The sequence below is a fragment of the Pseudarthrobacter sp. NIBRBAC000502771 genome (genome assembly GCF_006517215.1).
GTDB classification, from domain to species: domain Bacteria; phylum Actinomycetota; class Actinomycetes; order Actinomycetales; family Micrococcaceae; genus Arthrobacter; species Arthrobacter niigatensis.
Genome location: NZ_CP041187.1, coordinates 1655944 through 1682081, shown reverse-complemented (window position 1 = coordinate 1682081; position 26138 = coordinate 1655944). Strand labels below are relative to the sequence as shown.

Here is a 26138-nt window from a genome sequence, read left to right as displayed (position 1 = left end):
CTGACCCGGGGGTCCGGGCCGGCTGCATCACGCAGCCGGCCCGGACCTGCCTGAGAGCGGCCTACTGATCGGTCGGGAAGCTGATGACTGCCGTGGTTCCGCCGCCTGGAGTCTCTTTCAGGCTCAGTTCCCCGCCATGTGCTTCGACAATGCGCCGGCAGATGGACAGCCCCAGGCCCGAGCCCTGCCCGTCGCCGTCACGGTGCAGCCGGACCAAGGGTTCGAGCACGCGTTGCCGGTCCGACGAGGCAATTCCCTTGCCGTTGTCCGCGACCAGTACGGTGACCCCGTGGTAGTTGGAAATGCCGCTGATCCGGACCTTGAGTTCCCTCTCGGGGCTCCGGTAGTTCACGGCATTGGCCACCAGGTTCTGCAGCAGGGTCCGGAGCTGACCGGGGTCCACCTGGAGCTTTAGTTCCTCGCTGTCCAGGACGGCGTCAGTACCGAAGGACAGCCCCAGATCCCGGGCCACTTCGGCCGCCACGTCCTGGAGGGAAACGTGCTGGCGCTGCAGGATTCCGCCGATCCGGGAGTAGCTCAGGACGTCCTCGAGCATGGCCAGCATCCGGTGGCCGCTGGCGCTGATGATCTGCAGGTACTCGGCCGCCGGGTGGTCGCCCTCCACTTCGTCTTCCGCCATCTCCACGTAGCCCAGCGTGGTGGTGAGCGGCCCGCGCAGGTCGTGGCTGACGCGCCCGGCAAACTCCGCCAGCTTGGCATTGCTTTCCCGCACCTCGTTGAGGGCACGGTTCAGCTGCAGCGTGCGCCGCTGCAGTTCAAGCAGCTGCACTGCCTGGCGGGACAGGATTTCCAGCATGTCCAGCTGGCCGGCATCCGGAGCCGCCGGTGAATCCGAGAAGACGCACAGTGACCCCAGCACGAACCCTGACGACATTTCCAGGGGCACGGAGGCGTAGAACCGGACGGCGGCGATCTCCCCTGTCACGAACGGGTTGGTCGCAAAACGCGGATCCAGCGAGGCGTCCCGGACAACGGTCATTTCCCCGGAGTGGAAGACTTTCGAGCACATGGAGTCCTCGCGGGAACAGACGCCGGCGTCAATCCCAACGGCAGCCACCTGGCGTTGCTCATCGGAGGTGAGGACGTTAATGACCCCGAACGGGACTCCACAGAGTTTGGCGGCCAGCTCCACCAGATTCTCGAGCGGCTCGGTGGACAGCTCGGCCTCGGTGGCCGAAGCGCCGTTCCCGGCGGGGAAGGCGAACCCGTACTCCTGCAGCAATTCGTCCCTGCCCAGCGGATCGCTGGGCGCCGCGGCCGTCGAGTGAGCACCAGCCATTACCGTCCCCTTCCAGACCGCAAAAGGGTCCCCGGGGAGATAGTACAGGGCAGCAGCGGCGTCCCGGGAATACGTCTCCCCGCTCCCCTGCCGCGGGCCGGGATCCCGCATTGCTCCGGCAGGCGGCATAGGGTCCAGTCATGGCCCAACTCATCGTCCCGGACCCAACCCTCCACTCTTCCTGGCTGGAAGGAACTGCGGAGTTCCAAGGTGCCCACCTGGACGGTGCAGGCGCGGAGGGCTGGTCGCTGGACGATCTCCGGGACCCCGCCGTCTTTGGCCGCTTCGTCGATATCCTCATCAAAGACGCGCTGCCGGAGACGGTGCGAAAGCCTGGCTACGTGCCCTGCACCTACCTGTGGATTGCCGACGGCGGCACGTTCCTTGGGTCCTTGGCCATCAGGCACGGGTTGAACGACTACCTCCTCAACGAAGGTGGGCATATCGGCTACAGCGTCCGGCCCTCCGCCAGGCGCCGCGGCCATGCCGTCAAAGCACTTGCCGATGCGCTGCCCCTGGCACGGGCGCTCGGAATCGCGCGGGTTCTCCTGACGTGCGACGAGGACAACGCCGGCTCGCGTGCAACCATCGAAAAGAACAGCGGCCGGTACGAGGACACGCGCAACGGCAAGCGCCGCTACTGGATCGACACCGAGTAGCCGGCGAACGCGTGCCAGACTTGGCGGGTGATCACAGAACACGCGCTGCTTCCGGTCATTCCCGGCCGGGAAGAGGACTTCGAGGCAGCTTTCGCCCAGGCCCGGCACATCATCGCTTCAATGCGTGGCTTCCTCGCCATGTCCCTGTCGCGCTCGATCGAATCTCCCCACATGTACCTGCTGCTCGTTGAATGGGAGTCGCTGGAGGACCATACAGAGGGCTTCAGGGGATCCCTTGGGTACCAGCAGTGGCGTTCTTTGCTGCACCGCTTTTATGAGCCGTTTCCGGTGGTGGAGCACTTCGAAACCGTTAGCGCCACGCCGTAAGCCGCCGCGCGGACGTTGGGGGGAAGCCCCCGCGCGAGTCTCGCTCCAGCGCAGGGGCTTCCAGTGCTTCCTGCCGGGGAACTGGCGTTGGAAACAGTTATAAATTACCGGCCGGTAGGTTGCGGGAAGCACAGATTGCAGCGGCTTTGGCCAATCTTGATGGAACTTTGAGGGAGGCCTCGGCCCCTTTGATCTGAAGGGCCCATTTAGTCTGCCGGGCCCGCCGAGGCGTCGGGGTCCTCCTCCGGCTCAAAAGTGTTGGGCTCGGCCCCATCGGAGATCCCGACGCCGTCTTTCCCGCCGGGGATCCCGCCGTCGGGGTTGCCTTTCCTGGCCGCCGTGTCCTCCTGTGGTTCGTCCTCAGGCAGTGAATCAGGTGAATTGATGGACATCGCTCCTCCTTCAGTGGCTGGGCCTCAACGCTAACAGCCGGTGCCGGAAAAGGCTCCGGAACAACTCGAGGTTTTCTGCCCCTCCCCCAAAAACCCGCCGACTGCTAGCTGCCGGATGCGGCTGCCCGCTGCTGCCTCAGGATGTAGCGCTGCAGCTTTCCCGACGGCGTCTTGGGCAGGTCCGCGACGAAGTGGATGCGGCGCGGGTAGGCGTGGGCGGCGAACTGCGTCTTGACCATGGTCTGGAGTTCAACCACCAGGTCATCACTGGCGGCGGTGCCGTCCGCCAGGACCACGTAGGCCTCGAGGACTTCACCGCGCAGTTCGTCGGGAGCGCCCACCACGGCACTTTCCAGCACCGCCGGATGCGTGGCCAGGACGCTTTCCACGTCGAACGGGCCAATCCGGTAGCCGGCCATGATGATCACGTCGTCATCCCGGGAGGAGAAGAAGTAGTAACCGTCCTGGTCCACCATGCCCGCGTCACCGGTCAGGTACCACTTGCCGTCCGCGCTGAACCTTTCGGCGGTCTTCTCCGGCGCATCCTGGTACCCGGTGAACCACATCATGGGACTTTCCGCCACGTTGACGGCGACGCGGCCCAGTTCGCCGGGGGCGGCCGGCCCGTCAGCGTTGTCCTTAAGGACCGCGCAGCTCCAGCCCGGCAGGGGGCGGCCCATGGAACCGGGCCTGAGCTCCGTCCTCACGTCGTCATGCCAGGCGTTGATGATCATCATCCCGTGTTCGGTCTGTCCGTAGTGGTCCCGCACCGGGACGCCCAGCACCTCCCGGGCCCAGCTGATCACCTCCGGGGTCAGCGGTTCGCCGGCGGAGGAGGCGCGCCGAAGTCGAAAGGGTCCAGTGCCGGCGTCGGCCTTGGCGCGCATGGTGCGGTAGACCGTGGGAGCTGCCGCGAAGTTGGTAACGGCAAGTGCCTCCAACACCTTGAAGCTGAGTTCCGGGGAGAACCCGGGGCGCAGCAGCAGGTTCCGCCGTCCCGCCGCCATGGGGCCGAGAATCCCGTAGTACAGTCCGTAGGCCCAGCCGGGGTCCGCGGCGTTCCAGAAGACGTCCTCTTCACTGACGTCCAGGCCAAGTTCGATGTACTGGCGGAACGCGGCCAATGCCCGGAGGGGCACCGGTACGCCTTTGGGCGCGCCCGTGGTTCCGGACGTGAAGATCAGCACCAGGGCACCGTCACCGCCTATGACCTCTGAAACGATCCCCGGCTGCTGCCTGGCCAGGAGGGGCGTGAGTGCCAGGTCCGGCTGGGAAGCTTCCGCGCCGGCGACGAGCACGGCGGCAGAGGTCTGCTGGATCTTCACCCGCTGGTCGGGATCCGTGATGACGGCCTTTGCCCCGGAGGCAGTCAGCCGTAATTCGATAGCCGGCCACGCGAAGGCCGTGAACAGTGGCACATGGACCGCTCCGCGCCGCCAGATGGCCAGGAGCATGACCACCAGGTCTGCCGACTTGCCCATCAGGGTGGCTACGGCATCTCCAGGACCAATGCCCAGCTCCGCGAGGGCGGCGGCTCCCCGCTCCGAGCGTTCCCGGAGCTCGCCATAGGTGATGTCCTCCGCGGAAAGATCAGCTGCCACCACTGTGAAGGCAACAGCGTTGGGATCGTGACTGTCGCACAGGAGACCGGCCGCGCAGGCATCGGCCGCACCGTAGGTGGCAAGAAGGGCATCAACCGAGGGAACCGGACGGGACATTCGTTCTCCTTCGAACAACGTGGCCTGGAAACAACGGCACCTGTAAACACCGTGGAACAAACCTACTGCACCGGAATGACCGGGACGTGGCAGGTTTCGCGATCCTGCGCCGACAGGTCAGCCCTTGGCGCCGGGCGGCCGGATGATCCGCCGCTGTGTGGCGGCAGCGATCGCTGCCGTGCGGTTATCCACGCCGAGCTTGCCGTAGATGTGCACCAGGTGCGTCTTCACGGTCGCTTCCGAAATGAACACCTGCTTGGCGATGGCGCGGTTGGACAGGCCCGTGGCCAGCAGTTCCAGCAACTGCACTTCGCGCGGGGTCAGCGAGGTGCCCGGGTTGCTGATCCGGTCCATCAGCAGTGCCGCGGCCCGGGGCGCCAGGACCGTGCCGCCCGCGGCCGCCTGCAGTACCGCCTGCCGCAACTGCTCCGGCGGAGCGTCCTTCAGCATGTAGCCGCTGGCCCCCGCCTCCACCGCGGCGAGGATATCCGCGTCCGTGTCGTAGGTGGTGAGGATGAGTACCGGCGGCGGTGCGTCGAGTTTCCGGATCTCGGCGGTGGCCGTAACGCCGTCCATTCCTTCCCCCATCTGCAGATCCATCAGGACCACATCGGGTGCCTCGTTCAAGGCAGTAAGCCGCGCCAGTTCCCTCAGCGCCGCCTTGCCGTCAGAAGCCTCGGCGGCAATGGCGATGCCCTCGGACCCGGTGAGCATGGCACACAGCCCGGCGCGGACCACCGGATGGTCGTCAACCAACAGGACGCGGACCCCACTCACGGTTCCTCCACCGGGAGCCGGATGGCCACAACCGTGCCCTCGCCCGGCGCCGATTCCACCGCCAGGGTCCCGTTCAGGGCGGCCACGCGTTCCCGCAGCGAGCGCAGCCCGAAGCCGCTGCCGTCCGCTGCGCCCGCGGCACCACCCGCAGCCCCGGGATCGAAGCCCCGGCCGTCGTCGTACACGTCCATGGTCACCTCGTTGCCCAGGAAGGCAACGCTGACGACGGCGGTACTTGCCCGGGCGTGTTCGCGGACGTTCGCAAGGCTCGCCTGCGCGGCGCGCAGCAGGGCCACGCGGGCAGGCTGGGGCAGGTCCTGCGGTTCCCCATCCACCTCCAGCCGACAGCGCAGGGATACCCCCGCAGCCGCAGCGTCGGTCTCGGTCCTGCCGCACAACCTGTCCAGGGCCTCCACCAGCGTGGTCCCCTCCAGCTGGGGTGAAGACAGTCCACGGACAAAGCTGCGGGCCTCGGAGAGGTTGTCCGCCGCGGTCTGCTGCACCAATGCCAGCCGGGCGGCAGCAGTGGCGGAGTCACCTTCCGCCAGCGACTGCCCGGCGGCCCGCCCCAGCAGCACGATGCTGGATAGGCCCTGCGCCAGCGTGTCGTGGATTTCCCGGGCCAGCCGCTCCCGCTCGGCGAGGACCCCGGCCTCGTGCTGGGACCGGGCCAGCTCCTCACGCGTCCGCCGCAGTTCATCGGCTGCGCGCCGCTGGTTTTCGGCCTCGCGGTAAAGGGCCGCGTAGGCCAGGCCGGTAATCACGGAAAAAATTGCACCCAGGACAGGCCCCACCACCGCCGCCGCGTGTGGAACCGGGGAGCCGCTGGCGGCCCATTGGGAGCCGATCACCGCCGCCGTCATCAGCCCGATGGCCAGGAGCGCGCCACGCCGCGGGAGCAAATGAAGGTGCAGGAAAAAGATGGGGAAAGCAAGCCAGGCGAAGTCGGCACTGCCGGCGAGCAGGAACGCCCACAAGGCCGTCACAAGGCCGAGCCACAGCACGCTGTACCGGCGGGGATCCACCACGGTCCGTCCCTCGGCATGGCGCTTTTCCAGGACCGTGCCGGCCAGGTAGAGGGCAGCGAGAACGACGGCGGCGGCGGCCCACACCCAGCGAAGGGCGCCTCCCGACATCAGCATCCGGACCAGGCCGACGGCCAGCAGCAGCGCGAACCCCGTGTGAAGTGTGACCCGCAGGACCCGCAGGATTGCCGCCGACGACGCGTTTTCCAGGGCGTTCAATGGCCCACGTGTGGGGATACCGCCGCACACTTCCGGTGGTTGCGGCAGGGGCGTGGCAGGCATTTCACCAGCTTATGCCGGGAACCCGCGCCGGGAATCAACCAAAAGGTTGACTCCCGTATCAACCGTTCCATTCCCGCAGATCAACCATCCCCGCGATTCCCATGCAGGCTCCGGCCGGGAGAGTGGAACTACAGAACAATCCACCCCTGCAGAGAGAAGAACCAACGTGTTCCTGGCAATCCGCGATATCCGCTTCGCCAAAGGCCGGTTCGCCATGATGGGCGGCGTCGTAGCCCTGATCACCCTGTTGCTGGTCATGCTGTCCGGCCTGACGGCAGGGCTCGCCGAGCAATCCACCTCCGCCATCGCCAGGCTGGGGGCAACTGCCGCGAGGCCGGTGGACGCCATCGCCTTCGGCGCTCCCGGTTCAGGCTCACCCAAGGCGTCCTATACCGAGAGCTCCGTGACCGCCGCCCAGGTGGACAGCTGGCAAAGCCGGCCGGGTGTCCAGTCCGCCGAGCCGCTGGGCATTACGCAGACCAGGGCACAGGCCGCGGACGGCGCGGGAACGGCGAACGTTGCCGTTTTCGGCGTCTCGCCGGGCAGCCCTTTGGCGCCTGTGGAGGTGTCCGCCGGCACGGCCGCGGTGGGCGCCTCAGTGGCGGAAGCCCTGGCGGTGGGCCAGGGGGACAAGGTGTCCCTGGGCGGCGTGGAGCTGTCCGTCGCCGCCGTGGTGCCGGACCAGTGGTACGCGCACACCAGCGTGGTGTGGACGGCCCTGCCGGCATGGGGCAAGGCTGCGCACGTGTCCGACGCCGGACAGTTGGCCACGGTCGTCGCCGTCACCTACGCGGACGGGGCCACGGTGGATGAGGCCGCAGCGAACGGCGCGGCACACACGGTGAGCGAATCCCGCACGGGATCTTTCCAGGCCCTGGGCTCCTTCAAGAGCGAGAACGGTTCGCTGACGCTGATGCAGGCATTCCTGTACGGCATCTCGGCACTGGTGATCGTGGCCTTCCTGAGCGTCTGGACCATCCAGCGCACCAGGGACATCGCTGTGCTGAAAGCCATGGGCGCACCCAGTTCCTACATCCTTCGCGACGCCATGACCCAGGCCGCCATCGTGCTGCTGGCAGGCGCCGGAGTCGGCGGAGCCGTGGGTGTTGGCGCCGGCTTGTTCGCTGCCCGGGCAGCCCCCTTCCAGCTGAACCTGGCCACCTCGGTGGTTCCCGTCGTCGGGATCGTTGCCCTGGGCCTGGCAGGTGCGGCACTGGCCGTCCGGCGCGTCACCAAGGTCGATGCGCTCCTGGCGCTCGGCGGAAACTAATCCCTTCTTCCCTCCTTTGAAAGGAACCCATCATGACCACAACCGCTCCCCTGACCCTGGTCAACGTCACCCTCGAATATCCCGACGGCGGCGGCACCACCACCGCCCTGGACCGTGTCAGCCTCACCGCGGAAGCCGGCCAACTCGTGGCACTCGTGGGCCCCTCGGGGTCCGGTAAGTCCAGCCTGCTGGCCGCCGCCGCCACCCTGGTCCGCCCCACAAGCGGCCAAGTCATTATCGACGGCACCGACACCATGGGCCTGGGGGACAAGGAACTGACAGCCCTGCGGCGCGGGAAAGTGGGCATCATCTTCCAGCAGCCCAACCTGCTCCCGTCGCTCACCGCCGTCGAACAGCTCGTCATCAGCGACCACCTGCGCGGAAAGTCCGCCAAAGCCGCCACGGCGCGGGCCGCCGAACTGCTGGACGTCGTCGGGCTGTCCGCCAGTGCGGGGAAACTTCCGCACCAGCTCTCCGGCGGCCAGCGCCAGCGCGTGAACATCGCGCGGGCGCTGATGGGCAGCCCCAGGGTGCTGCTGGTGGACGAGCCGACGGCGGCACTGGACCACGAACGGAGCGCCTCCATCATCGCCCTCCTGCGGCAGGTGACCAACGAATTCTCGGTGGCAACGGTGATGGTCACCCATGACACCGAGTTCGTGCCGCTGACCGATGTGGTGGCCACCATGCGGGACGGCAAACTGACAACCCCGGTCCTGGCAGGCGCCTAGGAGGAACGACGCCGGCCGGGACCGGTTGTCTAGTCCTTCGGACCGTTGGCTGCCGCGGCGGCAAGGCGCGGGCCCAGCCTTTCGGCCATAAGCCGGTACCCTGCATTGTCCGGATGGAGGGTGTCCGGCATGTGGGCCAGCGCCTCGGCTTCCGTCAGCACCGCCCCGCCGTCCACCAGGTGGATCCGTGCTTCCCCGGAACGCCGCTGCAGGTAGGCGACCACTCCGGCTGTGGCCTCCCGGTAGTCGGCCAGGGTGGAACCGACCGCATTGTGAGTAGCTTCACGCGGAAGCGACAGGACCGGCGTGATCACCACCAGTGGAACGTCCGGATGGGCGGTCAGGATGTTCGAGATGAACCCCAGCACCTGGCTGGCATAGCTCCGCAACGAGAACGCCGCTGCGTTGTAGGAGTTGATGCCCAAGCACAGGGAGATGACGTCCGCAGGGAGTCGCTGAATGGTCCTTGCTGCAGCCGGGTCCAGCTGGCATTCGCCGGCAAAACCCAGCGACTGCAGTTCCCACCCGAGCTTCCGGGCCACCAGCGCCGGCCAGGTCTCGGAAGGACCGGCCGCCTCCCGGCAGTGGGTGATGGAGCTTCCGTAGGCCAGCCACCGCTTGCCTGACTCTTGCACCGACTGGACATCCTCGCCTTGCAGGGATGCGTGGAGCACCCTGAACCGGCCGAACTGCGGGAGCCACAGTTGCACCTTGGCGCCGGCCGGCAGCGTTCCCAACTCCAGCGTGTGGCTCAGCCGCCCGGCAGCGGGGATCCGGTGGGCCAGTTTGCCGTCAACCAGCACATCAATGGGAGAGCAGTCCGCGGTACCTTCCGCCTTGAGGGTCAGCCTGCCGGACGAAGCCGTCCACGTGGCCCGGATACCGGCCGTCATCTGTGCCATGTCCGCAAGCCCGTCAGTGAAGGGCGGCATCAGCAGTTCGGTGTCAAGCCGCCTGAACTCCTGCCAGCCCTCCACGTCCTGAACGACGTCGAAAGCCCCCGCCCAATGCGCGTGCACTGATTCCACTTTCGTCATCCCTTCGGTGTCACCTGCAAACGGTCAAAGGCCACCTGTTTGCCGTCCCTGTCCAGTACCACCACGTCATCGCGGCCGTTCTGCACGTCCGCTGGGAGGATGAATTCCACCGTGTTACCAGTGGTGGGAAAAATCCAGCCAATCCGGTAGCTGCGCTTGTTCAGGTACACGTAATACCACTGTCCGTAGTCGAGGCCCCCGAGGACCACCTTCTGGCCGTTGCGGTACTTGTCCGCGGTGCCGAGGTCCCACGGAGGTGTCAGGCCCTCAAAGTCCTGGACTGTGAGCGCCGGAACGGATTCGGGCTGCGCGGGCTGCAGGTTGAGCCGGATGCCCCCGCCGGCCACCGACGCCGTGATGCGCTTGGCACCGTTGTCCGCGGTGGCCTCGAAGCTGACAGGTGCCAACTGGCCGGCCGCAATGTCCGCGGCAGTCAGCACGTGAGCGCGGGTGGCGGTCACGTTACTGCCGGCAGCCAACAACTGTTCGCTGATGCCCGCGTCCGGGGCGGAAACCGCCGTCAGGTCCACGTTTCCTGCGTTGCCCAGGGTGTAGGTGTACGTGATGGTGTCGCCTGCGGAGGCGTAGCGGTCTCCGTCCAGGTCCGTCCATTCCGCGGCGACGGTGCCTTCCATCCTGGCATCGCGGACCTTCAGGTCTACCTCGCCGGCGTTCACGGCGTAGGTCCGGGTGGTCTGGCCGGTGGCGCTGACCTCCCAGGAGGTCTCGGGGACGAAGAAGCCTTGGCCCGCTTCCACGGCGGTGACAGTGTGGCGTGGCGTGGCACACGTGTAGGACTGGCCGGCGGGTAACACGCTGTACCGGCAGTTCCCGGGGCCGTCCGGCATAAACGGGCTGAAATTGCCGGCCGTGGGGACCACTTTCTCCACCAGCGGGCTGGTGTTGGTCACGTCGAACTTGTAGGGGAACGCCTCCCCTGCGCCGTACGGCTGCGCAGCCAGGTCCCGGCCGGCGTCGCTGCGGCTGCCCGTGATGGTGGCGGCCACCAGGCCATCGCGCAGTGCCACGGCCGCGCCGGTGAAGGAAACCGTCCTGGTGAGCGACGGCGTCGCGCTGGCCGTGATGCTGAAGGTTGCCTGCGGCATGAAGTAGCCGCGGGAGATGTCCTCGGCCGTCAGAGTGTGCTTAGCCGTGGTGCAGGTGTAGGAGGCGCCGGCTGCCAGGTTGTTGTACCGGCAGTTGGGGGCCGACGGCGGCAGGAACCCGGCGTCGAAGGTTCCGGCGAGCGGCACTGAGTTGGCGGTGACGTTGGCCGTGCTCTTGATGGTGAACGTGTAGCTGAGCACGTCGCCGGCCTGGTACGGGCTGGCCGCGACGTCGCGGTCCGGCGCGGAGCCGGTGACGCTGAGGCCCACCTGCGGAGCCACCGGGACCGTGGCGGTGAAGGTGGCCTGCGAGACCCGGCCGTCCGCCGTCGTGAACGCCGCGTTGAGGTTCTGCGGGCCGCTGGCATTGGACGGAGCGGTCAGGTCCACGGTGACGGTGGCGGAGGCACCGGGTGCGACGTCGGGCACAGGCACCGTGGTGGCGGACCAGCCGCTGGGGGTGTACACGGTGGCGGTGGCGCCGGAGAGCGTGGCGGTTTCCTGGTTGGTGACGGTCACGGCAACCTGTTTGGTGGCGCCGGGTGCGGTGGTGACGGCGGGGACGGCCAGCGGGGCGCAGGCGTAGTTAAGCCACGCGTCGTCGAACGCGGCGAACGGCATATTGTCCGTGTAGTTGCCTTCGTACAGGACGCCGAACCTGCCATCGTCCAGCCGGGTCACGGTGGAGTAGGCGGAGAAGCCGGAGCGGATGGTGCGCACGCCCGGCCAGGTGGCGCCGTCGTCGCAGGACACCCTGGCTGAGACGTTCTCGCGGCCGGTCTTGGAGTTGGCGTTGGTGAAGATCAGTTTCTTCGCATCTGCCGATCCCTGCGGGGCGTTGGGGAACATCCGGGCGATGGCACCGTTGTTGGCGGGGTCCGGCAGTTCGGTGTCCTGCGTGACCGGCCCGTAGGTGGCGCCGCCGTCGGTGGAGACCGCCACCTTCCGGTAGCCCTGGTTGGCGTTGTCCCGGGAGTTAAGCAGGACGCGCCCGTCCGAGAGTTCCACGGTCTTGTTCTCGTCCATCCGGTCGCCCATGTTGGCACCCTTGTGCCACGTAGCCCCGTGGTCGTCCGAGTAGACGCTGTAGGCCTGAATGCGGTTGGTGCCGTCCGCCTGGCGGACATCGCCGGCGTACTGCTGGATCAGGCGGCCCTTGTAGGGTCCGTACTTGAGCTGGATGCCTTCGCCGGAGGACGCGAAGTTGGAGCGGACGTCGCCCGCCACGGGGCTGGTCTTGCTGGTGCCAGGCTTGGTGACGCCGGTGATGAGACGGGGCTGGCTCCAGGTGGCGCCGCCGTCGGACGATTCAATCACTGCGGAGGAAATGACGTTCCTGTCCGCGTCATCGTTACCGAACCCGCTGCCGCCGAAGCCCTGGTCCTTGGAGTAGACAAAGAACGCGAAGACCTTCCCGGCCTCGGCGTCGTAGATATAGGACGGGTCGCTGTAGCCGTACTTCGGTCCAGTGGCATCCGCCACATGGCCGGCTGCAATAACCTGTACCGGTCCCCAGGTCCTTCCGCCGTCAGTGCTGCGGCGCTGCACGATGGAATTGGGGTTGGGGGCGTCGGCAGCACTGCCGGGCCGGCCGTCCCAGGCGGCGAGGACCACGCCGCTGCCGAGGTAGGTCAGCGCGGGGATCCGGTAGAAGAAGTTGGCGGCCGTTCTGTCCGCTGCGAGGTTCGCTTCCTGGAAGCTGCCCGGCGGAGCGGTAGGGCTGGTGGAGGGGGTGGGGGCCGCCTGCGCCGGCAGCCCGCTCCCGGCCAGCAGGGCCAGGGCCAGTGCGCCCGTGCCCGCGGCCTTCCCCATTGATCGTTTCTTGGTTCTTTTGGTGGTAATTCGCAAACCCATGTCCTTTCTGGACGCCGCGCTGCGGCTCGAATGGAAGTGACGACGCCGTCGAGGCTGCACACAAATGTGATTCTTGCTACATACGACGTCCTACCACCCTAAGGTGGAGCCACGTGGAAAGCTAGACTAAACATGTGACGTCCTACCTTTTTCCTGAATGGCCCATTGCCGTGCCGACCGTGGAGCGTATCCTCGCCACCCGCGGCCGCGGTGGATACCGCCAGTACCGCATCCCTGCGCTCGCCGTCACCACCACGGGAACGCTCCTGGCCGCCTACGACGGCAGGCCGAACCTGGACGACCTGCCGAGCCCCATCGATCTGCTGCTCCGCCGCAGCAACGACAACGGTGAGACGTGGAGTGCGCAGGAAGTGGTGCGCCGCGGCACCGGCCTGGAAGGTTTCGGCGACCCCAGCCTGCTGGTCGACGCCGGGACCGGGCGGATCTTCCTTTTCCACGCCGCCGGAACACGCGCCGGGTTCTTCGAATCGACAGCAGGAATGGCCGCGGAGGACGAGTCCGTCCAGCACTGCGACCTGAGCTGGTCCGACGATGACGGCGTGACCTGGCAGCACCGGCGCCTCACCGCCGAGTTGAAGGGCAGCACCCCCGCGGGCCAGGACATCACAGGCATGTTCGCCGCGGCCGGCCAGGGAATCCAAGTCCATACGGGGCCGTTCCAGGGCCGGCTGGTGCAGCAGTTCGTGGTCCTGTGCGACGGCGCGATCATGGCAGCCTCGGCCTACAGCGACAACCACGGAGACAACTGGACGTTCGGGGAGCTCGTCGGCGCCACTACCCATGGCGCCGCCCCGAACGAGAACAAAGTGGCAGCCCGGGGCGACGGAAGCCTGCTCCTGCACAGCCGCGCCACGCCGCGGCGGCTGGCTGCCACGTCCAGCGACGGCGGGCAGAGCTGGAGCACCCTGGTTCCAGTCGAGGACCTCCCGGACCCGAGTGATAACGGCTCCCTAACCCGCTTTGACGGCCTCCCTTCCGTGCCCCGCCTTGCCACGCCGGAGACGGACCCTTGGCTGCTGGCCACCAACAACCAGGACACCAGCCTGCGGCGGAACACGGTCTTGAGCCTCTCGCCGGACAACGGCCGGACCTGGCCGGCACGGCTGGTCCTGTGCGCGGGCAGTTCCGCCTACTCCACCGCCACCCGGCTGCCGGACGGCAACATCGGTGTCCTGTACGAGCGCCAGGGGTACCGGGAGATTGTGTTCGCCTCCATCCCGGCAGGGCAACTGACGGACCAGTTGCCGGCGTCCCAGACCCCACCCGGCAGCAAGGAACTGAACCCTGGCCTCACTTTCAACATGGAACTGCGGTCCGTCACACCGGGCCTGCCGTCCGAGTGGCGGAACCTTGGCGAATTCCATGTCTTGGCGGCCGATTGCGGCGACTGGGGCCCGGCGTCCAAGGAGATCGGCCAGGGCTACTCCGCCGGGCAGGCCCAGGTCCTGGGCACCCGGGAGGCGCAGGACCTCAACTACGGCCCCATCATTCCCGGGTACAAGGCCGGGGACATCCTTGCTTTCACGGGCAGGGCAAGGAACGACGGCGACACAACGGTCACGCAGGTCCGTCTCGCCGGGCCCGGAGCCGGTGATTTTCCGGCCATCGACCTGCCGCCGGGCGGGGAGGCGCTCTACTTCACGCCCTCATAGGGGTGGCTTGTGAATTAGTGAAATATCCGACGCTAGAATCCTGTCGGCAGGTGCTCGTGCGGGGATCCCAGCCTCTGCTGATCTGGGGGCGGCGCCGTAAGCCTCCGCGCAGATGATGGGCCGGTGGCGCGGTCCATCATCCGGAGAAGGCGAAGAAGGCCGGTGCAGCGCATCTGGCCGCGGGGCAGGAGTCATCGTTTACCGTCTCTTCGGCGCAAAACCCGTTGCCGGACATTAGGAGGAACAACGCGCGTGCGGTAAACCCCGGGCGGTCGCATCCCGCTATTTGGCGGCCGGCTCCTGCGAGCAGCTGACGGAACTGTTCCTCGGTGTTGAGGGTGAGTTTGTCCCCGTTGAGGAAGAACGTCAGGGTGCCGGGCCTTGCCGTCGACGATGTCCTTTTTTGATCCGTTCCTTGGTCTTGTCATCGCGACGGCGTTGTCGTACGCGGCCAAGTCCAGTCCCAGGTCCTGGGCGAAGGTCCTGAACAAGTAGGGGTGAGGAAGGTGACCCTGTAGCCGAAGTCCTTCTTCAGGTCCTCAACGAGCGGCTGCGCTTCGCGGCAGGCCTCGCACTCGAAGTCCAGGGACTCGACCAGCTGGACCTTTTCGGCGGCCGGTGAGCCAGCAGGACCCGGCTGAAGACCGGACCTTCTTGGCAGTGTCCATGGGTGCGGGCGGGGGTCTTGGTGGTCTGTGCCATCAGTGCGGAATGCTTTCCTGATCGCGGTGGGCTGCGGGTTCGATCTGGAAGGTGGAATGTTCGACGCTGACGTCGAAATGCTTCGCTACGCAGTCCTGCAGGTCCGCGAGGATGGTGGTGGCGTGCCCGTCGGTCATGCAGCTGTCCTCGACGGTGACGTGGGCGGACAGTACCGGTGTCCCGGAGGCCACGAGGGATGCGTGCAGGTCGTGGACGTCGATGACGTGCGGCAGGGCCAGGATGTGCTCACGCACCTTGGCCAGGTCCAGGCCCTTGGGCGTGCCTTCCATTAGGACATTCACGGTATCGCGGAGCAGTCTGAGCGTGCGCGGGATGATCAGGACACCGATCAGCAAGGACACGACGGCGTCGGCCTGCAGCCACCCGGTGAGGGCAATGATGATGGCTGCCGCGATGACGGCCACCGAGCCCAGGGCGTCGTTGAGCACCTCCAGGAAGGCTGCCTTCATGTTGAAGTTGTGGTTTCGGCCCGAGGCCAGGATGACGAGGCTGATGGCGTTGCCGACCAGACCGATGATGCCGAACCACAGCATCGCGGACTCCCCGACTTCCGGGGGCTCGAAGAGCCGGCGGAGGCCTTCAACTATGACAAAACCGCCGACCCCGAGGAGCAGTGCGGCCTGGCCTGCGGCGGCGATGATTTCGGCACGCTTGTAACCCCATGTGCGCGCGAGGGTGGCCGGTTTCAGGGCCAGCGACGCCGCGATCAGTGCTATCAGCAGCCCGGCCGAGTCCGTGAACATGTGGCCCGCGTCCGCGAGCAGGGCCAAGCTGCCGGTCAGGACCGAACCGATGATCTCGGCAATCATCACCGTGAACGTGATGACAAAGACCGTGATGAGCTTGCCGCGCCGGGTGGTGGCGGCGGCGCCGTGGTCGTGGTCGTGGCCGCTCATGCGCGGACCTCCAAAGTCAGTGGGATGGGAGTGGAAAACTCAGGCTTGTCCTGGGCACAGTCGGGTTCGGCGCAGCTGCAGATCGGATCGACGGTCAGGATGGTGCCCAACAGATCCCCCAGTGCGTGCACCAACTTCGGGTCGGAGAGTTCGTAGCGGACCCGGCGTCCCACAGGTTCCGCGGCAACCAGGCCGCAGTCGCGCAGGCAGGCCAGGTGGTTGGACAGGATCTGGCGGCTGACCCCGATGCCCTCGGCCAGATCGGAGGGGAACTCCGGGCCATCCTTGAGCTTCAGCAGGATCGCTGCCCGGGTCGGGTCCGCCAAGGCCTTGCCGAAGCGGGCCAGGACGTCAATCGTGGAAAGTACGCGCATACCCGTAATGATACAGATAGTCCTGTATCCAGAAAATTCTGAAGCACCTGGCCCAGGGACAGCCGCCTCGAAGAGCGGAGGCGCTATCCGGCATGCCAGCCGCGACCCCGTTCCGCCGGCGTTCCCGGTTTACCCAGCCGGACGTGCCTCGTGTTGCAGCGTCAGGTGGGTGCCGGCCGGTTTGCGCGTGTGCGCGGGCGCGTGCCAAGGAGGTAGACCGCCACGCCGGTGGTGACCAAGGCGTCGGCGAGGTTGAAGGTGGGGAACCAGCCGGTGTGCAGGTAATCCACGACACCGCGCCCGTCCAGCCGGTCGATGAGATTCCCGGCGGCTCCGCCGAGCAGCAGAGCCGCACCCGCACGGGAGAGCCCGGTCATGGCCGGGGCCGACGAGACGGCGTACCAAGTCATGGTCACGATGATCAGGCCGGTGGCGGCGATGATGATCCAGGGGGCCAGATCCGCGCCGAGGCTGAACGCGACACCAGAGTTGTAGAGCAGCCGGATGTTGACCAGCCCCAGGTCGATGACCGCCCGGGTGGAGAGCAGCGCTTCGGCCAGCGCCTTGATGGCCAGGTCGGCGGCGGCCAGGATGGCCGCCGCCACGAGCAGCATGGTCTTGATCCTGCGGGCCCGTAGTGCGGCCGGCCCGGGCCGGGCCGTGGGGTCGGCGCTCACGCTGCCGGTTCCAGAGCCGGGGCGGGCTGCGCGGCCTTGAGCACGGTCTTGCCGCTGAGCCGGCCTGCCCTGACGCCGTTGGCGATCACGACGATTTCGGCCAGTTCGTGGATCAGGACCACGGCGGCCAGGCCGAGCATGCCGAACAGGGCCAGCGGGATCAGCACGGCGATCAGCAGCAGGGACAGGCCCACGTTCTGGAGCATGATGGCCCGGGTCCTGCGCGCGTGATCGAGCACCTGGGGCAGGTGGTTCAGGTCCTCGCCCATCAGGGCGATGTCAGCGGTTTCGATGGCGACATCGGTGCCCATGGCGCCCATGGCGATGCCGGTGTCGGCGGTCGCCAGGGCCGGGGCGTCATTGACGCCGTCACCGACCATAGCCGTGGGCTGGCGGGACTTGAGCACGCGGACGATCTCCGCCTTGTCCTCGGGCCGGAGGTCGGCGTGGACTTCGCTGATGCCCGCGGCCTTCCCCAGGGCGGTGGCGGTGATGACATTATCACCAGTGAGCATGGCTGTGGTGTAGCCGGAGGCGCTTAATCGGGCGATGACCTCGCGGGCTTCGGGGCGCAGCTCATCACGGACAGCGATGGCACCGATGACCGCTCCGTCGGCTTCGATGAGGACGGCGGAGGCGCCGGCGTGCTGCATCGTTTCGACGTCGGCGGCCAGGGGCCCGGGGTTGATCCAGCCGGGGCGGCCGAGACGGACGCGCCGGCCGTCCAGCAGGCCTTCCAGTCCTGCTCCGGGGAGGGTGTCCACGTCGGTGACTGCGGCGCGGTCCGGGGCTGCGGCGAGGATGGCGCGGGCGAGCGGGTGTTCGCTGAGGGCTTCCAGCCCGGCCGCGAGGGCGAGAATTTCTTCCCGGGTCGCGGAGCCGGTGGTGGCGACGTCAACCACGACGGGCTGGTTGCGGGTCAGGGTTCCGGTCTTGTCCAGGGCGATGGTGCGGATCCTGCCGAGGGTCTCCAGGGCGCCGCCGCCTTTGATGAGCACACCGATGCGGCTGGCGGCGCCGACGGAGGCGACGACGGTGACCGGGACGGAGATGGCCAGCGCACAGGGCGAGGCGGCGACCAGGACGACGAGGGCGCGTTCAAACCAGAGCAGTGGCTCGCCGACGATGAAGCCATAGACGGTGATCAGGGCCGCGGCGATCAGGATGCCGGGAACGAGTTTGCTGGCGATGGAGTCGGCCAGGCGCTGCCCGGGCCCCTTGCGGGACTGCTCGGCCTCGACGATGTGCACGATCCTGGCCAGCGAGTTGTTCTCCGCGGTGCTGGTGACTTCGACCTCGAGCGGGCCGGTGCCGTTGATGGACCCGGCGTAGACCTCGGACCCGGGGCCGGCTTCGACCGGGACGGATTCGCCGGTCAGCGCCGAGGTGTCCAGGGAGGTGCGACCGGTGATGATCCTGCCGTCGGTCGCCAGCCGTTCCCCGGGCCGGACGATCAGCCGGTCCCCCAGGACCAGTTCGGCCGGGGCGACCGTGACCTCGGTGCGGCCACGCAGGACCTTTGCTTCGGCCGGGACCAGGTCCAGCAGCGCCCGCAGACCACGCCGGGTCTTGGCCAGGGAGTACTCCTCAAGCCCTTCGGAAATGGCGTAGAGGAAGGACAGCATGGCCGCTTCCTCGAACTGCCCGAGGGCGACCGCGCCGGCCGCGGCGATCGTCATCAACGTGCCGACACCGATTTTGCCCTTCACCAGCCGCCGGAGTGTGGAGGGAACGAACGTCCATGCGGCAACGACCAGCGCCGCTATCTCCAGGGGAAGCGTCAGCCACTCCGGACCCGCGGCCAATGAGGTGATCCACGCCGCGAGCAGCAGCACACCGGAGGCCGCAGCCGCCCGGACCTCGCTCACCTGCCAGAACCCGACGGCCTCCTCTTCTTCGTCGGATTCCCCGGTCCCGGGCTTTTCGTCGCTGCAGCAGGCGTCGCTCATCGTGCGTTCTCCTTTGTCAGGACGGCGCCGGCGCTTCCGGTGCCGTAGTTCGGGCAAAGGCTGACCGCGTTGCCGGTGGCGGCGAGGAGGACCTCGGCCTGGGCCAGCATGTCCATCAGCTCCGGACGGGACAGCGAGTAGTACACGCTCCGGCCTTGCACCCTGCCCTGAACGAGGCCGCAGTCGCGCAGGCATGCCATGTGCGCCGAGACCGTGGACTGGGCCAGACCCAGCTCTCCCGTGAGGTCACCGACGCGCACCTCCCCGCCGGCCATCCGCTTCACGATGCTCAGTCGGGTCGGGTCGCTTAGGGAATGGAACAGTGCCGCCGCGGGATCGAGCTGGCCGCAGGAATCCGCCGGAACCTCAAATTGAATCGCCATATATCGATGATAGCGGAATAGAATGTTGTTATCGTAGATGCCCGACCAAGAGTGCACGGAAGTGGGGCCGACCCATCGCACGGGCATCCGGAACGAGCTCATGGGCCGTTTGCCGGCGTACGGCAACGATCGGTACCGTTCGGCGACGTGGACGGCTTAGCGCCAGTTTTCCGCGAATTGGTCCCGGGCGCCCGATCAGGGGGCGGACAAGAATCTTTAGTTCCGCTCCCTGGGGGTCCGATAGTACGTCAAAGCCCAGCGGCACGACGTCCTTGATGTCGATGGTGGATGTGATGGCTTTGCTGACCGGGTAGTTGCCCGGGCAATCAGGCGGATTATCCGCGGCCAGTCGTTGATGCTGAAGCACCAGCTGCCGTGGATGCTCAGTTCGTTCTCGGATAGTTTGATGGCGTCGATCTGGGCGGGTTTGGTGTGGAGTCCGGTCTGCACGATGCTGCCGCGGAGACACTGTCTCAACTGAGTTGGTACAGCCTCTTTGCCACACCGGTAGGCCGCGCTGGCGCAGCATGCAGGTGTCCGCAGCCGAACCGACTACGTGATGGCTTTTCCCAAACCGAAAGGCTCGGGATCTTCGCCGGTGAACGGGACCAGCGGCCGCCTCGATCGTTCCGGATAAGAGCGAGAGCTAGGTTCGGTGCGTACGTTCCGGTCCACACGCGGCCGGAGCAATGCTGGTTCCGGCTGTGGTCTAAAGAGTCAGCTTTCGCATTCGAGGCAGGAAGCGTAGCCGTCACTCCCGATGGCGATCTGTGAACGGTGCCGGACCAGGAAACAGGAGTAGCAGGTGAACTCGTCATCCTTTTGCGGGATGACCTCTATGGCCAGTACCTCATCGGAGAGGTCAGCCCCGGGCAGTTCCACACCGTCGGTCGTGTCAGCCTCATCCAGCGCGCTGACCACACTGCGGGCATCCGGGGCGTTCGCGGACCGGAGCGCCTGAAGCGTGGCATGGCGCGACTCTGCAACATCGGGTCGCGCTTCGTCGTAGTCGGTCGCCACCTTTGATTCTCTTTTCGTTGTGGTTTTCTGGGAATGAACCGGGCCTCGCGGCATTTGGATGCCTACGGCCGGAGTGCCGGTGATGCCCACCTCATGCCCGAAGGGCACCCGTGCCGCCCAGGTCAAAGGGCCCGGCCACGCAGCGATTGACGCCTCCATTAAACATCACTTCTACGTATTGTAGAAGATGCGGTCAATGGAACCGCACCGCGCCGCCACGATCGGAAAGTAGCCGATGCCTGTGCACAGCGGCTCCGGGGGCCAGTCGGCCTCCCGCGGAGGCCGCGACCGCGGTTCCCCCGCCACTTGGGCTTCCGGCATGCTGCGCTGGGCCTGGACCCAGCTGCCCAGCATGCGCACGACCTTGTTCCTGCCGCTCCTGCTGGCCGTGGCCGCTGTCCCGGGCTCACTCTTCCCGAAGCGTCCGGCGAATCCTGCCGTCGTGCCCCGCCATATCAAGGGACAACCCGGACTTCGGGAGAATCCTTGACGCGCTGCAGTTCTACGACGTGTATTCTTCGGCTTGGTTCTCCGCGACCTACATCCTGCTGTTCATTTCCCTGATCGGCTGTATGCTGCCCAGGGCCCGGGCCCATTGGAAAGCCTTGCGCTCCGCCCGCCCCGCACGCCCAGGCGACTGTCCCGCCTGCCGGAATACGGCACCGTCGTACTGCCGTCCGGAACCGGTTGGCTGAACTACTACAACTCTGAACGCATCCACGCCGCCATCAAGGACACCCCGATCACGCGAGGGTCACCAACCTGATGGCTGGGTACAGCTAGATCAGCCGGGGTTTGGAAACAATGTCACATTCAGGTCATGGCACGTCACTACGATTTGAGAGCTTGCCATCGGTTGAATCTAGAGCCAGCCGGTGGGGTCGACAACGTTACCGTTGACTTCAACCTCGAAGTGCAGGTGGCAGCCGGTGGAGGCGCCCGTGGTTCCACTGAAGGCCACCACGTCTCCCCGGGACACTTTCTGTCCATTGGTCACGTTGAAGGAAGACAGGTGGTTGTAGGTGGTTTTCAGGCCGTTGCCGTGATCCACGACCACGCGGTTCCCTCCGCCATACTGGTCCCAACTTGCGAAGGTGACGGTGCCTGCGGCAGCGGCCAGGACGGAAGTGCCGCACTGGGCCACGAGGTCTTCTCCCCGATGGAAGTCCCCTGAGCCGCCTGTGATGGGACTGACCCGGTACCCGAACGGCGAAACCACGGTCATCGCAGCGAGCGGATTGCCAAGAGTTCCAGCGGAGGCTGCACGGGTGATGGAACCGGCCGACTGGGCACTGAGTAGCTGTTTCAGCTTGCCGTCCGGGTCCGCCTTCGTGGCCACGATGGAGCGGCTGAAGTCGATCCGGGCTCCGGGCGCCGCGGAAATTTCAGGCTGTGGGGCGGCGGAAACGGCGGACGCGGCCTGAACGGGTTCCTGCGCTGCCATCACCGGGCCGGTCACCGGAACGCTCACGGTGAGTACCAGGCCCGTTGCTGCCAACGCCATGCCGCCCTTTTGGCCGACGCCGCTGGAGGCGGCGAAATCTGTGATCTGGCGGAAGGGTCCCCGGCGACGGCGTGCTTCGCGCTGCGGATCGCGGGGCCTCTCCGCGGTAAACGCCTCGGTCACTCGACGCGCCGAAGCGGGGCCTGCCGCGCGTCGACGGCCCCTGGAGTATTGCGTGGCCAAGACTTTTTCCTCTCTGGATAGCCTGCGAAGTTAGCTGTCGGATTCGGGTCAGAGAGTTCAAAGACCCGGTCCGCCGTAACAAGCACTTTGCGCAGAGATGTCCCCGGAAGGATCCTTATCTGGACGAGGGCTTGCTGCTGACGGACTTCACCCCGAGGCAGTCCTGCGACTGCCGGTTGTGGTTCCTCCGCCTCTGCCAGTTGGTGACTCGTGCACCTGATCCGCTGGCAGAGCTCGGCTCCGGATCAGGTAACGTTTTGGTATCGATGCTTCCGGTCAACTATAGCCGACCAGCCCGGACGGTAATAATTCCGTTATCCATACGGAATGGCCGTCACTGCGCCGGGTGAGCGCGCCACTACGGGCGGGGTCTCGCCATCATGTTCGCCACCGGACTACTCGTCGTCGCCTATCATTGCAGGGACCAAACCCGCGGAAGAGTGGCAATAAGCATCTTCCGCCTGACCGGTAACGATCGTTCGCAATACGCTCCCAGTCGAGTTCGAAGAAGTGCGGAAGCACGGGACCTCATTTGTAATGCTTCGCGTGTACCCTTCTATGTAACGTCCAGCCGGGTTACTGATACATTTTGAGGATGCGTATCGGATACGGACGGGTTTCAACCCATGACCAGCACCCCGAAGCCCAGCACGACGCCCTGACAGCGGCAGGCTGTGAGCAGATCTTCATTGACACAGCCTCCGGAAAACTCGCCCGCAGACCCGAACTCGACAAAGCGCTGCTCTCGGCCAACCGGGCGGGTGATCAGCTCGTCGTCACCAAACTCGACCGGCTCGGGCGGTCGCTGGAAAACCTCATCGACTTATCCAATACGCTGCAGGTGCGTGGTGTTGACCTAGTGGTCCTGGACCAGGGCATCGATACCTCCACCGCGCTGGGGCGGATGTTCTTCCAAATACTTGGCTCTATCGCCGAGTTCGAACACGCGCTGATGTCTGAACGGACCCGTGACGGTCTGGCCGCTGCCCGTGCGCGGGGGCGGACCGGCGGGCAGAAACCAAAACTAGGCCCCCGTCAGGTCAGGCTGGCCCGCGAAATGTATGAAGAAAAGGGGCCCGACGGCAAGCGTGCACACACGGTCGAGCACATCGCCCAGGAGTTCGGCGTCACCCGGCCAACCATCTACCGGCACCTCGCCAAACCATGAACGGCGGGCCTTGCATGTCACAGCAGAACGGCAGCATGTCCGCCGGGCACGGCGGCGTAGCAGATAAGAGCTTCTGAAGTGGCTCTGCGCTCTTTGCTCACGGCTGCCGAGCGTAGCCATATCCTGGCAATACCCACCGGAACAGAGGACATCGCAGCCCACTACACGCTCAGTGAGGCGGATATGTCGTTGATCCGCCAGCGTCGCGGAGACGCGAACAAGCTGGGCTTCAGCGTCCAACTGGCTCTACTGCGTCACCCGGGGATCCAGCTGGCCGAAGACACCCAAGTGCCCCTTGAAGTCGTTTCCTGGCTGGCATCCCGCCTGTCCGTTTCATCCGAGGCCTGGGACGAGTATGGAACCCGTGAGGAAACGCGGCAGGAGCACGGGAGAGAGATCCGCGCGTACCTGGGCATGTCAGCGTTCGGAATTGCAGACTTCCGCCAGCTCGTGGAGCACGTGGGCGCCGTGGCTGCGCAAACAGACAAGGGTTTGCTCCTGGTCGAAGGCGCGAGGGACTTCCTGCGGGCAAGGAAGGTCGCTCTGCCTGGCGTCAGCGTCATTGAACGGGCCTGCGCTCAGGCCCTGACCAAGGCGAACCGGAACATTTACGCCACCCTGTGTGAGCAGTTGTCCGCGGACCACTGCAAACGACTGGACGGGTTGCTTCTCCGTCGCCCTGAGAGTTCATCGACTGAAATCGGCTGGCTGCGGCAGGCACCGCTGCGCGCCAACGCACGGGCGATGAACGAGCACATCGACCGGCTCACCACCTGGCGTGCCCTTGATCTCCCGTGTGCGGCGGCCCGGCTGGTTCACCGGAACAGGCTGCTGAAGCTTGCCCGGGAGGGGGCAGCGATGACCGCGGCGGATCTGGCCAAGTTTGAACCTACCCGCCGGTACGCGACCCTCTTTGCCATGGCCGTGGAAAGCATGGCAACCGTCACCGACGAAATCATCGATCTGCACGACAGGATCATTGGCCGGCTCATCCGGACAGCGCAGAACAAACAAAACCAGGCCACGCTTGCGTCCCGCTCCACCGTCACAGCCATGATGCGCATGCACTCAAGGCTCGGTGATGCCCTCTTTGAGGCGAAGGAAAACGGCGAAGACCCCTTCGCCGCGATCGAAACAGCCATCGGCTGGGAATCCCTGGCCGAAAGCATCGCCCAGGCCAAGGAACTGACCAGGCCGGCCTTCGAAGATCACCTGGCCCTCGTCAGCGCACACTTCACCACGCTGCGCCGCTATACGCCGGCGTTTCTTGCCGTCCTTGACCTCAACGCAGCCCCCGCGGCACAGGACCTGCTGGCCGCGATCAACGTCATCCGCACCCTGAACACCACCGGCGCCCGGAGGATCCCGGAGGATGCACCCACCTCGTTCATCCGGCCCCGGTGGAAGCCGCTGGTCTTCACCGACGACGGCTTCCACCGGGGCTTCTACGAGTTCTGCGCCCTCGCTGAACTGAAGAATGCCCTGCGTTCCGGGGACATATGGGTCACCGGATCACGCCAGTTCCGCGACTTCGATGACTACCTTCTTGCCAGCGACGACTACACCGGGATAAAGAACTCCGGGAAGCTGCCGCTGATCACGACCGACGGAAGCACCCAGTACCTCGAGGGCAGGCTTGCCCTCCTTCAGAAGCGGCTGAAGGAAGTCAACGACCTCGCCGCCCGCGACGAACTCCCCGGGGTGCTAGTCACCGAGAAAGGTGTGAAAATCACCCCTCTGGTGACGATCGTCCCCACACATGCGCAGCCACTGATCGACCAGGCAAGCGCCATGTTCCCGCGGATCCGGATCACCGACCTACTGATGGAAGTCGATAGCTGGACCGGATTCACCCGCCACTTCACCAGCCTCAAATCCGGCCAGCCTTCCAAGGACAGGCAACTGCTGCTCACCGCGATCCTCGCTGACGGAATCAACCTGGGACTGACGAAAATGGCCGAGTCCTGCACCGGTGTCACGTACGGACAGCTGGACCGCCACCAGGCCTCATACATCCGCGACGAAACCTACAGCGCCGCCCTCGCGGAGCTGGTGAACACCCAGCACGGCCACCCCTTCGCCGCACAATGGGGTGACGGAACGACCTCGTCTTCTGACGGGCAACGCTTCCGTGCAGGCAGCAAAGCCGAGTCCACCGGGCATGTGAACCCCAAGTACGGTACCGAGCCCGGACGGCTGATCTACACGCACGTCTCGGACCAGTACTCGCCTTTCCACAGCAAACTCGTCAACATTGGTGACCGCGACGCGACCTACGTTCTGGACGGGCTGCTCTATCACGAGTCCGACCTGGCGATCCAGGAGCACTACACGGACACGGCCGGATTCACCGACCATCTCTTCGCTCTCATGCACCTGCTCGGCTACCGGTTCGCACCACGGATCCGCAACATCGGCGACACTCGCCTCTACACACCCACCAACGATCCCGGGCTGTCGGCATTGGCTCCGCTGATCGGCGGGAGCATCAACACCACAACGATCGCCCTGCACTGGGACGAGATCCTCCGCCTGGCCGCGTCCATCAAAACCGGCACCGTGACTGCGTCCCTGATGATGCGCAAACTCGGCGCCTACCCCCGCCAGAACGGGCTCGCCCTCGCCCTGCGGGAACTGGGAAGAATGGAACGGAGCCTCTTCCTGCTGGACTGGCTCCAGGACCCCGGCCTGCGCCGCAAAGTCACCGCCGGCCTAAATAAGGGCGAGGCCCGGAACACCCTCGCCCGGGCCGTGTTCTTCAACCGGCTCGGCGAAATCCGCGACCGTTCCTTCGAGCAGCAGCGCTACCGCGCCAGCGGGCTGAACCTTCTCACCGCAGCCATCGTGCTCTGGAACACGGTCTACCTGGACCGCACCGTCGCCACCCTGACCAGCGACGGCGGTGACATCGACCCGGACCTCCTGCGGTTCCTCTCACCGCTGGGCTGGGAACACATCAACCTCACCGGCGACTACACCTGGCCGCGCGCCAACCACATCAAACCCGGCAAATACAGGCCACTACGACGACCGGCAAAACCTTAGCGTCGGATATTTCACTTTTTCACAAGCCACCCCTCATACACCGTGACGGCAGAGGATGCCGGGCG

At 66.2% G+C, this 26138-nt stretch carries 22 protein-coding genes, 1 pseudogene and 1 riboswitch; of the genes and pseudogenes, 8 read left to right on the top strand and 15 right to left on the bottom strand.

Features of this window, described 5'->3' with window-relative positions; all coding sequences use genetic code 11:
- Positions 1 to 61: 61 nt before the first annotated feature.
- The gene (locus NIBR502771_RS07845; protein WP_141159252.1) at positions 62 to 1300 is read right to left on the bottom strand and encodes a GAF domain-containing sensor histidine kinase; all 1239 of its coding nucleotides are present in this window, start codon (positions 1298 to 1300) and stop codon (positions 62 to 64) included.
- A 140-nt stretch (positions 1301 to 1440) separates the two neighbouring features.
- Between NIBR502771_RS07845 and NIBR502771_RS07840 the strand changes: the two genes are divergently transcribed.
- Positions 1441 to 1959, top strand: a complete 519-nt coding sequence (locus NIBR502771_RS07840) for a GNAT family N-acetyltransferase (protein WP_141159251.1) — start codon at positions 1441 to 1443, stop codon at positions 1957 to 1959.
- Between the two features lie 27 nt (positions 1960 to 1986).
- Positions 1987 to 2286, top strand: coding sequence for an antibiotic biosynthesis monooxygenase (locus NIBR502771_RS07835; RefSeq protein WP_141159250.1), 300 nt, complete (start codon positions 1987 to 1989; stop codon positions 2284 to 2286).
- A 206-nt stretch (positions 2287 to 2492) separates the two neighbouring features.
- Here NIBR502771_RS07835 and NIBR502771_RS07830 read toward each other — a convergent pair whose 3' ends face one another.
- The 4 genes from NIBR502771_RS07830 to NIBR502771_RS07815 form a co-directional block, all read right to left on the bottom strand.
- Entirely contained in the window at positions 2493 to 2678 is a 186-nt protein-coding gene (locus tag NIBR502771_RS07830; protein ID WP_141159249.1) for a hypothetical protein, read from the bottom strand.
- Positions 2679 to 2782: 104 nt separating this feature from the next.
- Complete coding sequence (locus NIBR502771_RS07825; RefSeq protein WP_141159248.1) at positions 2783 to 4396, bottom strand: AMP-binding protein; 1614 nt, start codon at positions 4394 to 4396, stop codon at positions 2783 to 2785.
- A gap of 117 nt (positions 4397 to 4513) precedes the next feature.
- A complete protein-coding gene (locus NIBR502771_RS07820) occupies positions 4514 to 5173 on the bottom strand; it encodes a response regulator transcription factor (protein ID WP_141159247.1) in 660 nt (219 codons plus the stop codon).
- On the bottom strand, positions 5170 to 6480 hold the full coding sequence (locus NIBR502771_RS07815) for a sensor histidine kinase (protein WP_141159246.1): 1311 nt from the start codon (positions 6478 to 6480) through the stop codon (positions 5170 to 5172). Before NIBR502771_RS07815 ends, NIBR502771_RS07820 begins: the two co-directional genes overlap by 4 nt.
- 166 nt (positions 6481 to 6646) lie before the next feature.
- Between NIBR502771_RS07815 and NIBR502771_RS07810 the strand changes: the two genes are divergently transcribed.
- Positions 6647 to 7750, top strand: coding sequence for an ABC transporter permease (locus NIBR502771_RS07810; protein WP_141159245.1), 1104 nt, complete (start codon positions 6647 to 6649; stop codon positions 7748 to 7750).
- Between the two features lie 32 nt (positions 7751 to 7782).
- Entirely contained in the window at positions 7783 to 8481 is a 699-nt protein-coding gene (locus tag NIBR502771_RS07805) for an ABC transporter ATP-binding protein (protein WP_141159244.1), read from the top strand.
- A gap of 29 nt (positions 8482 to 8510) precedes the next feature.
- On the opposite strand, the gene NIBR502771_RS07800 is transcribed toward NIBR502771_RS07805, so the two are convergent.
- Positions 8511 to 9518, bottom strand: a complete 1008-nt coding sequence (locus tag NIBR502771_RS07800) for a GDSL-type esterase/lipase family protein (protein ID WP_141159243.1) — start codon at positions 9516 to 9518, stop codon at positions 8511 to 8513.
- The gene (locus tag NIBR502771_RS07795; RefSeq protein WP_141159242.1) at positions 9515 to 12436 is read right to left on the bottom strand and encodes an exo-alpha-sialidase; all 2922 of its coding nucleotides are present in this window, start codon (positions 12434 to 12436) and stop codon (positions 9515 to 9517) included. The genes NIBR502771_RS07800 and NIBR502771_RS07795 overlap by 4 nt, the downstream gene beginning before the upstream one ends.
- 176 nt (positions 12437 to 12612) lie before the next feature.
- On the opposite strand from NIBR502771_RS07795, the gene NIBR502771_RS07790 reads away from it, so the two are divergent.
- Positions 12613 to 14151, top strand: a complete 1539-nt coding sequence (locus tag NIBR502771_RS07790; RefSeq protein ID WP_141159241.1) for an exo-alpha-sialidase — start codon at positions 12613 to 12615, stop codon at positions 14149 to 14151.
- 701 nt (positions 14152 to 14852) lie between these two features.
- Here the strand turns inward: NIBR502771_RS07790 and NIBR502771_RS07785 are convergent.
- The 7 genes from NIBR502771_RS07785 to NIBR502771_RS20695 form a co-directional block, all read right to left on the bottom strand.
- Positions 14853 to 15770, bottom strand: coding sequence for a cation diffusion facilitator family transporter (locus NIBR502771_RS07785; protein WP_141159240.1), 918 nt, complete (start codon positions 15768 to 15770; stop codon positions 14853 to 14855).
- On the bottom strand, positions 15767 to 16144 hold the full coding sequence (locus NIBR502771_RS07780) for a helix-turn-helix transcriptional regulator (protein WP_141159239.1): 378 nt from the start codon (positions 16142 to 16144) through the stop codon (positions 15767 to 15769). The genes NIBR502771_RS07785 and NIBR502771_RS07780 overlap by 4 nt, the downstream gene beginning before the upstream one ends.
- A gap of 161 nt (positions 16145 to 16305) precedes the next feature.
- A complete protein-coding gene (gene lspA / locus NIBR502771_RS07775) occupies positions 16306 to 16821 on the bottom strand; it encodes a signal peptidase II (RefSeq protein ID WP_141159238.1) in 516 nt (171 codons plus the stop codon).
- Positions 16818 to 18770 carry a cation-translocating P-type ATPase gene (locus NIBR502771_RS07770; RefSeq protein ID WP_141159237.1) on the bottom strand — a complete coding sequence of 651 codons (1953 nt, stop codon included), beginning with the start codon at positions 18768 to 18770 and terminating at the stop codon, positions 16818 to 16820. Before NIBR502771_RS07770 ends, lspA begins: the two co-directional genes overlap by 4 nt.
- Positions 18767 to 19153: a helix-turn-helix transcriptional regulator gene (locus tag NIBR502771_RS07765; RefSeq protein ID WP_141159236.1), complete on the bottom strand. Its 387-nt coding sequence runs from the start codon at positions 19151 to 19153 to the stop codon at positions 18767 to 18769. The genes NIBR502771_RS07770 and NIBR502771_RS07765 overlap by 4 nt, the downstream gene beginning before the upstream one ends.
- 717 nt (positions 19154 to 19870) lie before the next feature.
- Positions 19871 to 20173: a DUF4193 domain-containing protein gene (locus NIBR502771_RS07760; protein ID WP_141159235.1), complete on the bottom strand. Its 303-nt coding sequence runs from the start codon at positions 20171 to 20173 to the stop codon at positions 19871 to 19873.
- A gap of 171 nt (positions 20174 to 20344) precedes the next feature.
- Entirely contained in the window at positions 20345 to 20533 is a 189-nt protein-coding gene (locus NIBR502771_RS20695) for a hypothetical protein (RefSeq protein WP_168225700.1), read from the bottom strand.
- Here NIBR502771_RS20695 and NIBR502771_RS07755 point away from each other — a divergent pair.
- Positions 20493 to 20861: pseudogene (locus NIBR502771_RS07755) on the top strand (cytochrome c biogenesis protein ResB); the annotation flags it as partial. The gene NIBR502771_RS20695 and the pseudogene NIBR502771_RS07755 overlap by 41 nt on opposite strands.
- 174 nt (positions 20862 to 21035) lie before the next feature.
- On the opposite strand, the gene NIBR502771_RS07750 reads toward NIBR502771_RS07755, so the two are convergent.
- A complete protein-coding gene (locus NIBR502771_RS07750) occupies positions 21036 to 21860 on the bottom strand; it encodes a M23 family metallopeptidase (protein WP_141159234.1) in 825 nt (274 codons plus the stop codon).
- 4 nt (positions 21861 to 21864) lie between these two features.
- Positions 21865 to 22110, bottom strand: a riboswitch (cyclic di-AMP (ydaO/yuaA leader).
- 345 nt (positions 22111 to 22455) lie between these two features.
- On the opposite strand from NIBR502771_RS07750, the gene NIBR502771_RS07745 reads away from it, so the two are divergent.
- Together NIBR502771_RS07745 and NIBR502771_RS07740 are read left to right on the top strand one after the other, a co-directional pair.
- Entirely contained in the window at positions 22456 to 23028 is a 573-nt protein-coding gene (locus NIBR502771_RS07745) for a recombinase family protein (protein WP_141159233.1), read from the top strand.
- 78 nt (positions 23029 to 23106) lie between these two features.
- Entirely contained in the window at positions 23107 to 26073 is a 2967-nt protein-coding gene (locus NIBR502771_RS07740) for a Tn3 family transposase (RefSeq protein ID WP_141159232.1), read from the top strand.
- The last annotated feature ends 65 nt before the right edge of the window (positions 26074 to 26138 follow it).

What these genes read in the sequence shown, in the direction of transcription:
- NIBR502771_RS07765 (WP_141159236.1), bottom strand. Translation starts at nt 19,153, where the DNA reads ATGGCGATTCAATTTGAGGTTCCGGCGGATTCCTGCGGCCAGCTCGAT.
- NIBR502771_RS07830 (WP_141159249.1), bottom strand. Translation starts at nt 2,678, where the DNA reads ATGTCCATCAATTCACCTGATTCACTGCCTGAGGACGAACCACAGGAG.
- NIBR502771_RS07845 (WP_141159252.1), bottom strand. Translation starts at nt 1,300, where the DNA reads ATGGCTGGTGCTCACTCGACGGCCGCGGCGCCCAGCGATCCGCTGGGC.
- NIBR502771_RS07825 (WP_141159248.1), bottom strand. Translation starts at nt 4,396, where the DNA reads ATGTCCCGTCCGGTTCCCTCGGTTGATGCCCTTCTTGCCACCTACGGT.
- NIBR502771_RS07800 (WP_141159243.1), bottom strand. Translation starts at nt 9,518, where the DNA reads ATGACGAAAGTGGAATCAGTGCACGCGCATTGGGCGGGGGCTTTCGAC.
- NIBR502771_RS07815 (WP_141159246.1), bottom strand. Translation starts at nt 6,480, where the DNA reads ATGCCTGCCACGCCCCTGCCGCAACCACCGGAAGTGTGCGGCGGTATC.
- NIBR502771_RS07795 (WP_141159242.1), bottom strand. Translation starts at nt 12,436, where the DNA reads ATGGGGAAGGCCGCGGGCACGGGCGCACTGGCCCTGGCCCTGCTGGCC.
- NIBR502771_RS07805 (WP_141159244.1), top strand. Translation starts at nt 7,783, where the DNA reads ATGACCACAACCGCTCCCCTGACCCTGGTCAACGTCACCCTCGAATAT.
- NIBR502771_RS07745 (WP_141159233.1), top strand. Translation starts at nt 22,456, where the DNA reads ATGCGTATCGGATACGGACGGGTTTCAACCCATGACCAGCACCCCGAA.
- NIBR502771_RS07840 (WP_141159251.1), top strand. Translation starts at nt 1,441, where the DNA reads ATGGCCCAACTCATCGTCCCGGACCCAACCCTCCACTCTTCCTGGCTG.
- NIBR502771_RS07780 (WP_141159239.1), bottom strand. Translation starts at nt 16,144, where the DNA reads ATGCGCGTACTTTCCACGATTGACGTCCTGGCCCGCTTCGGCAAGGCC.
- NIBR502771_RS07770 (WP_141159237.1), bottom strand. Translation starts at nt 18,770, where the DNA reads ATGAGCGACGCCTGCTGCAGCGACGAAAAGCCCGGGACCGGGGAATCC.
- NIBR502771_RS07785 (WP_141159240.1), bottom strand. Translation starts at nt 15,770, where the DNA reads ATGAGCGGCCACGACCACGACCACGGCGCCGCCGCCACCACCCGGCGC.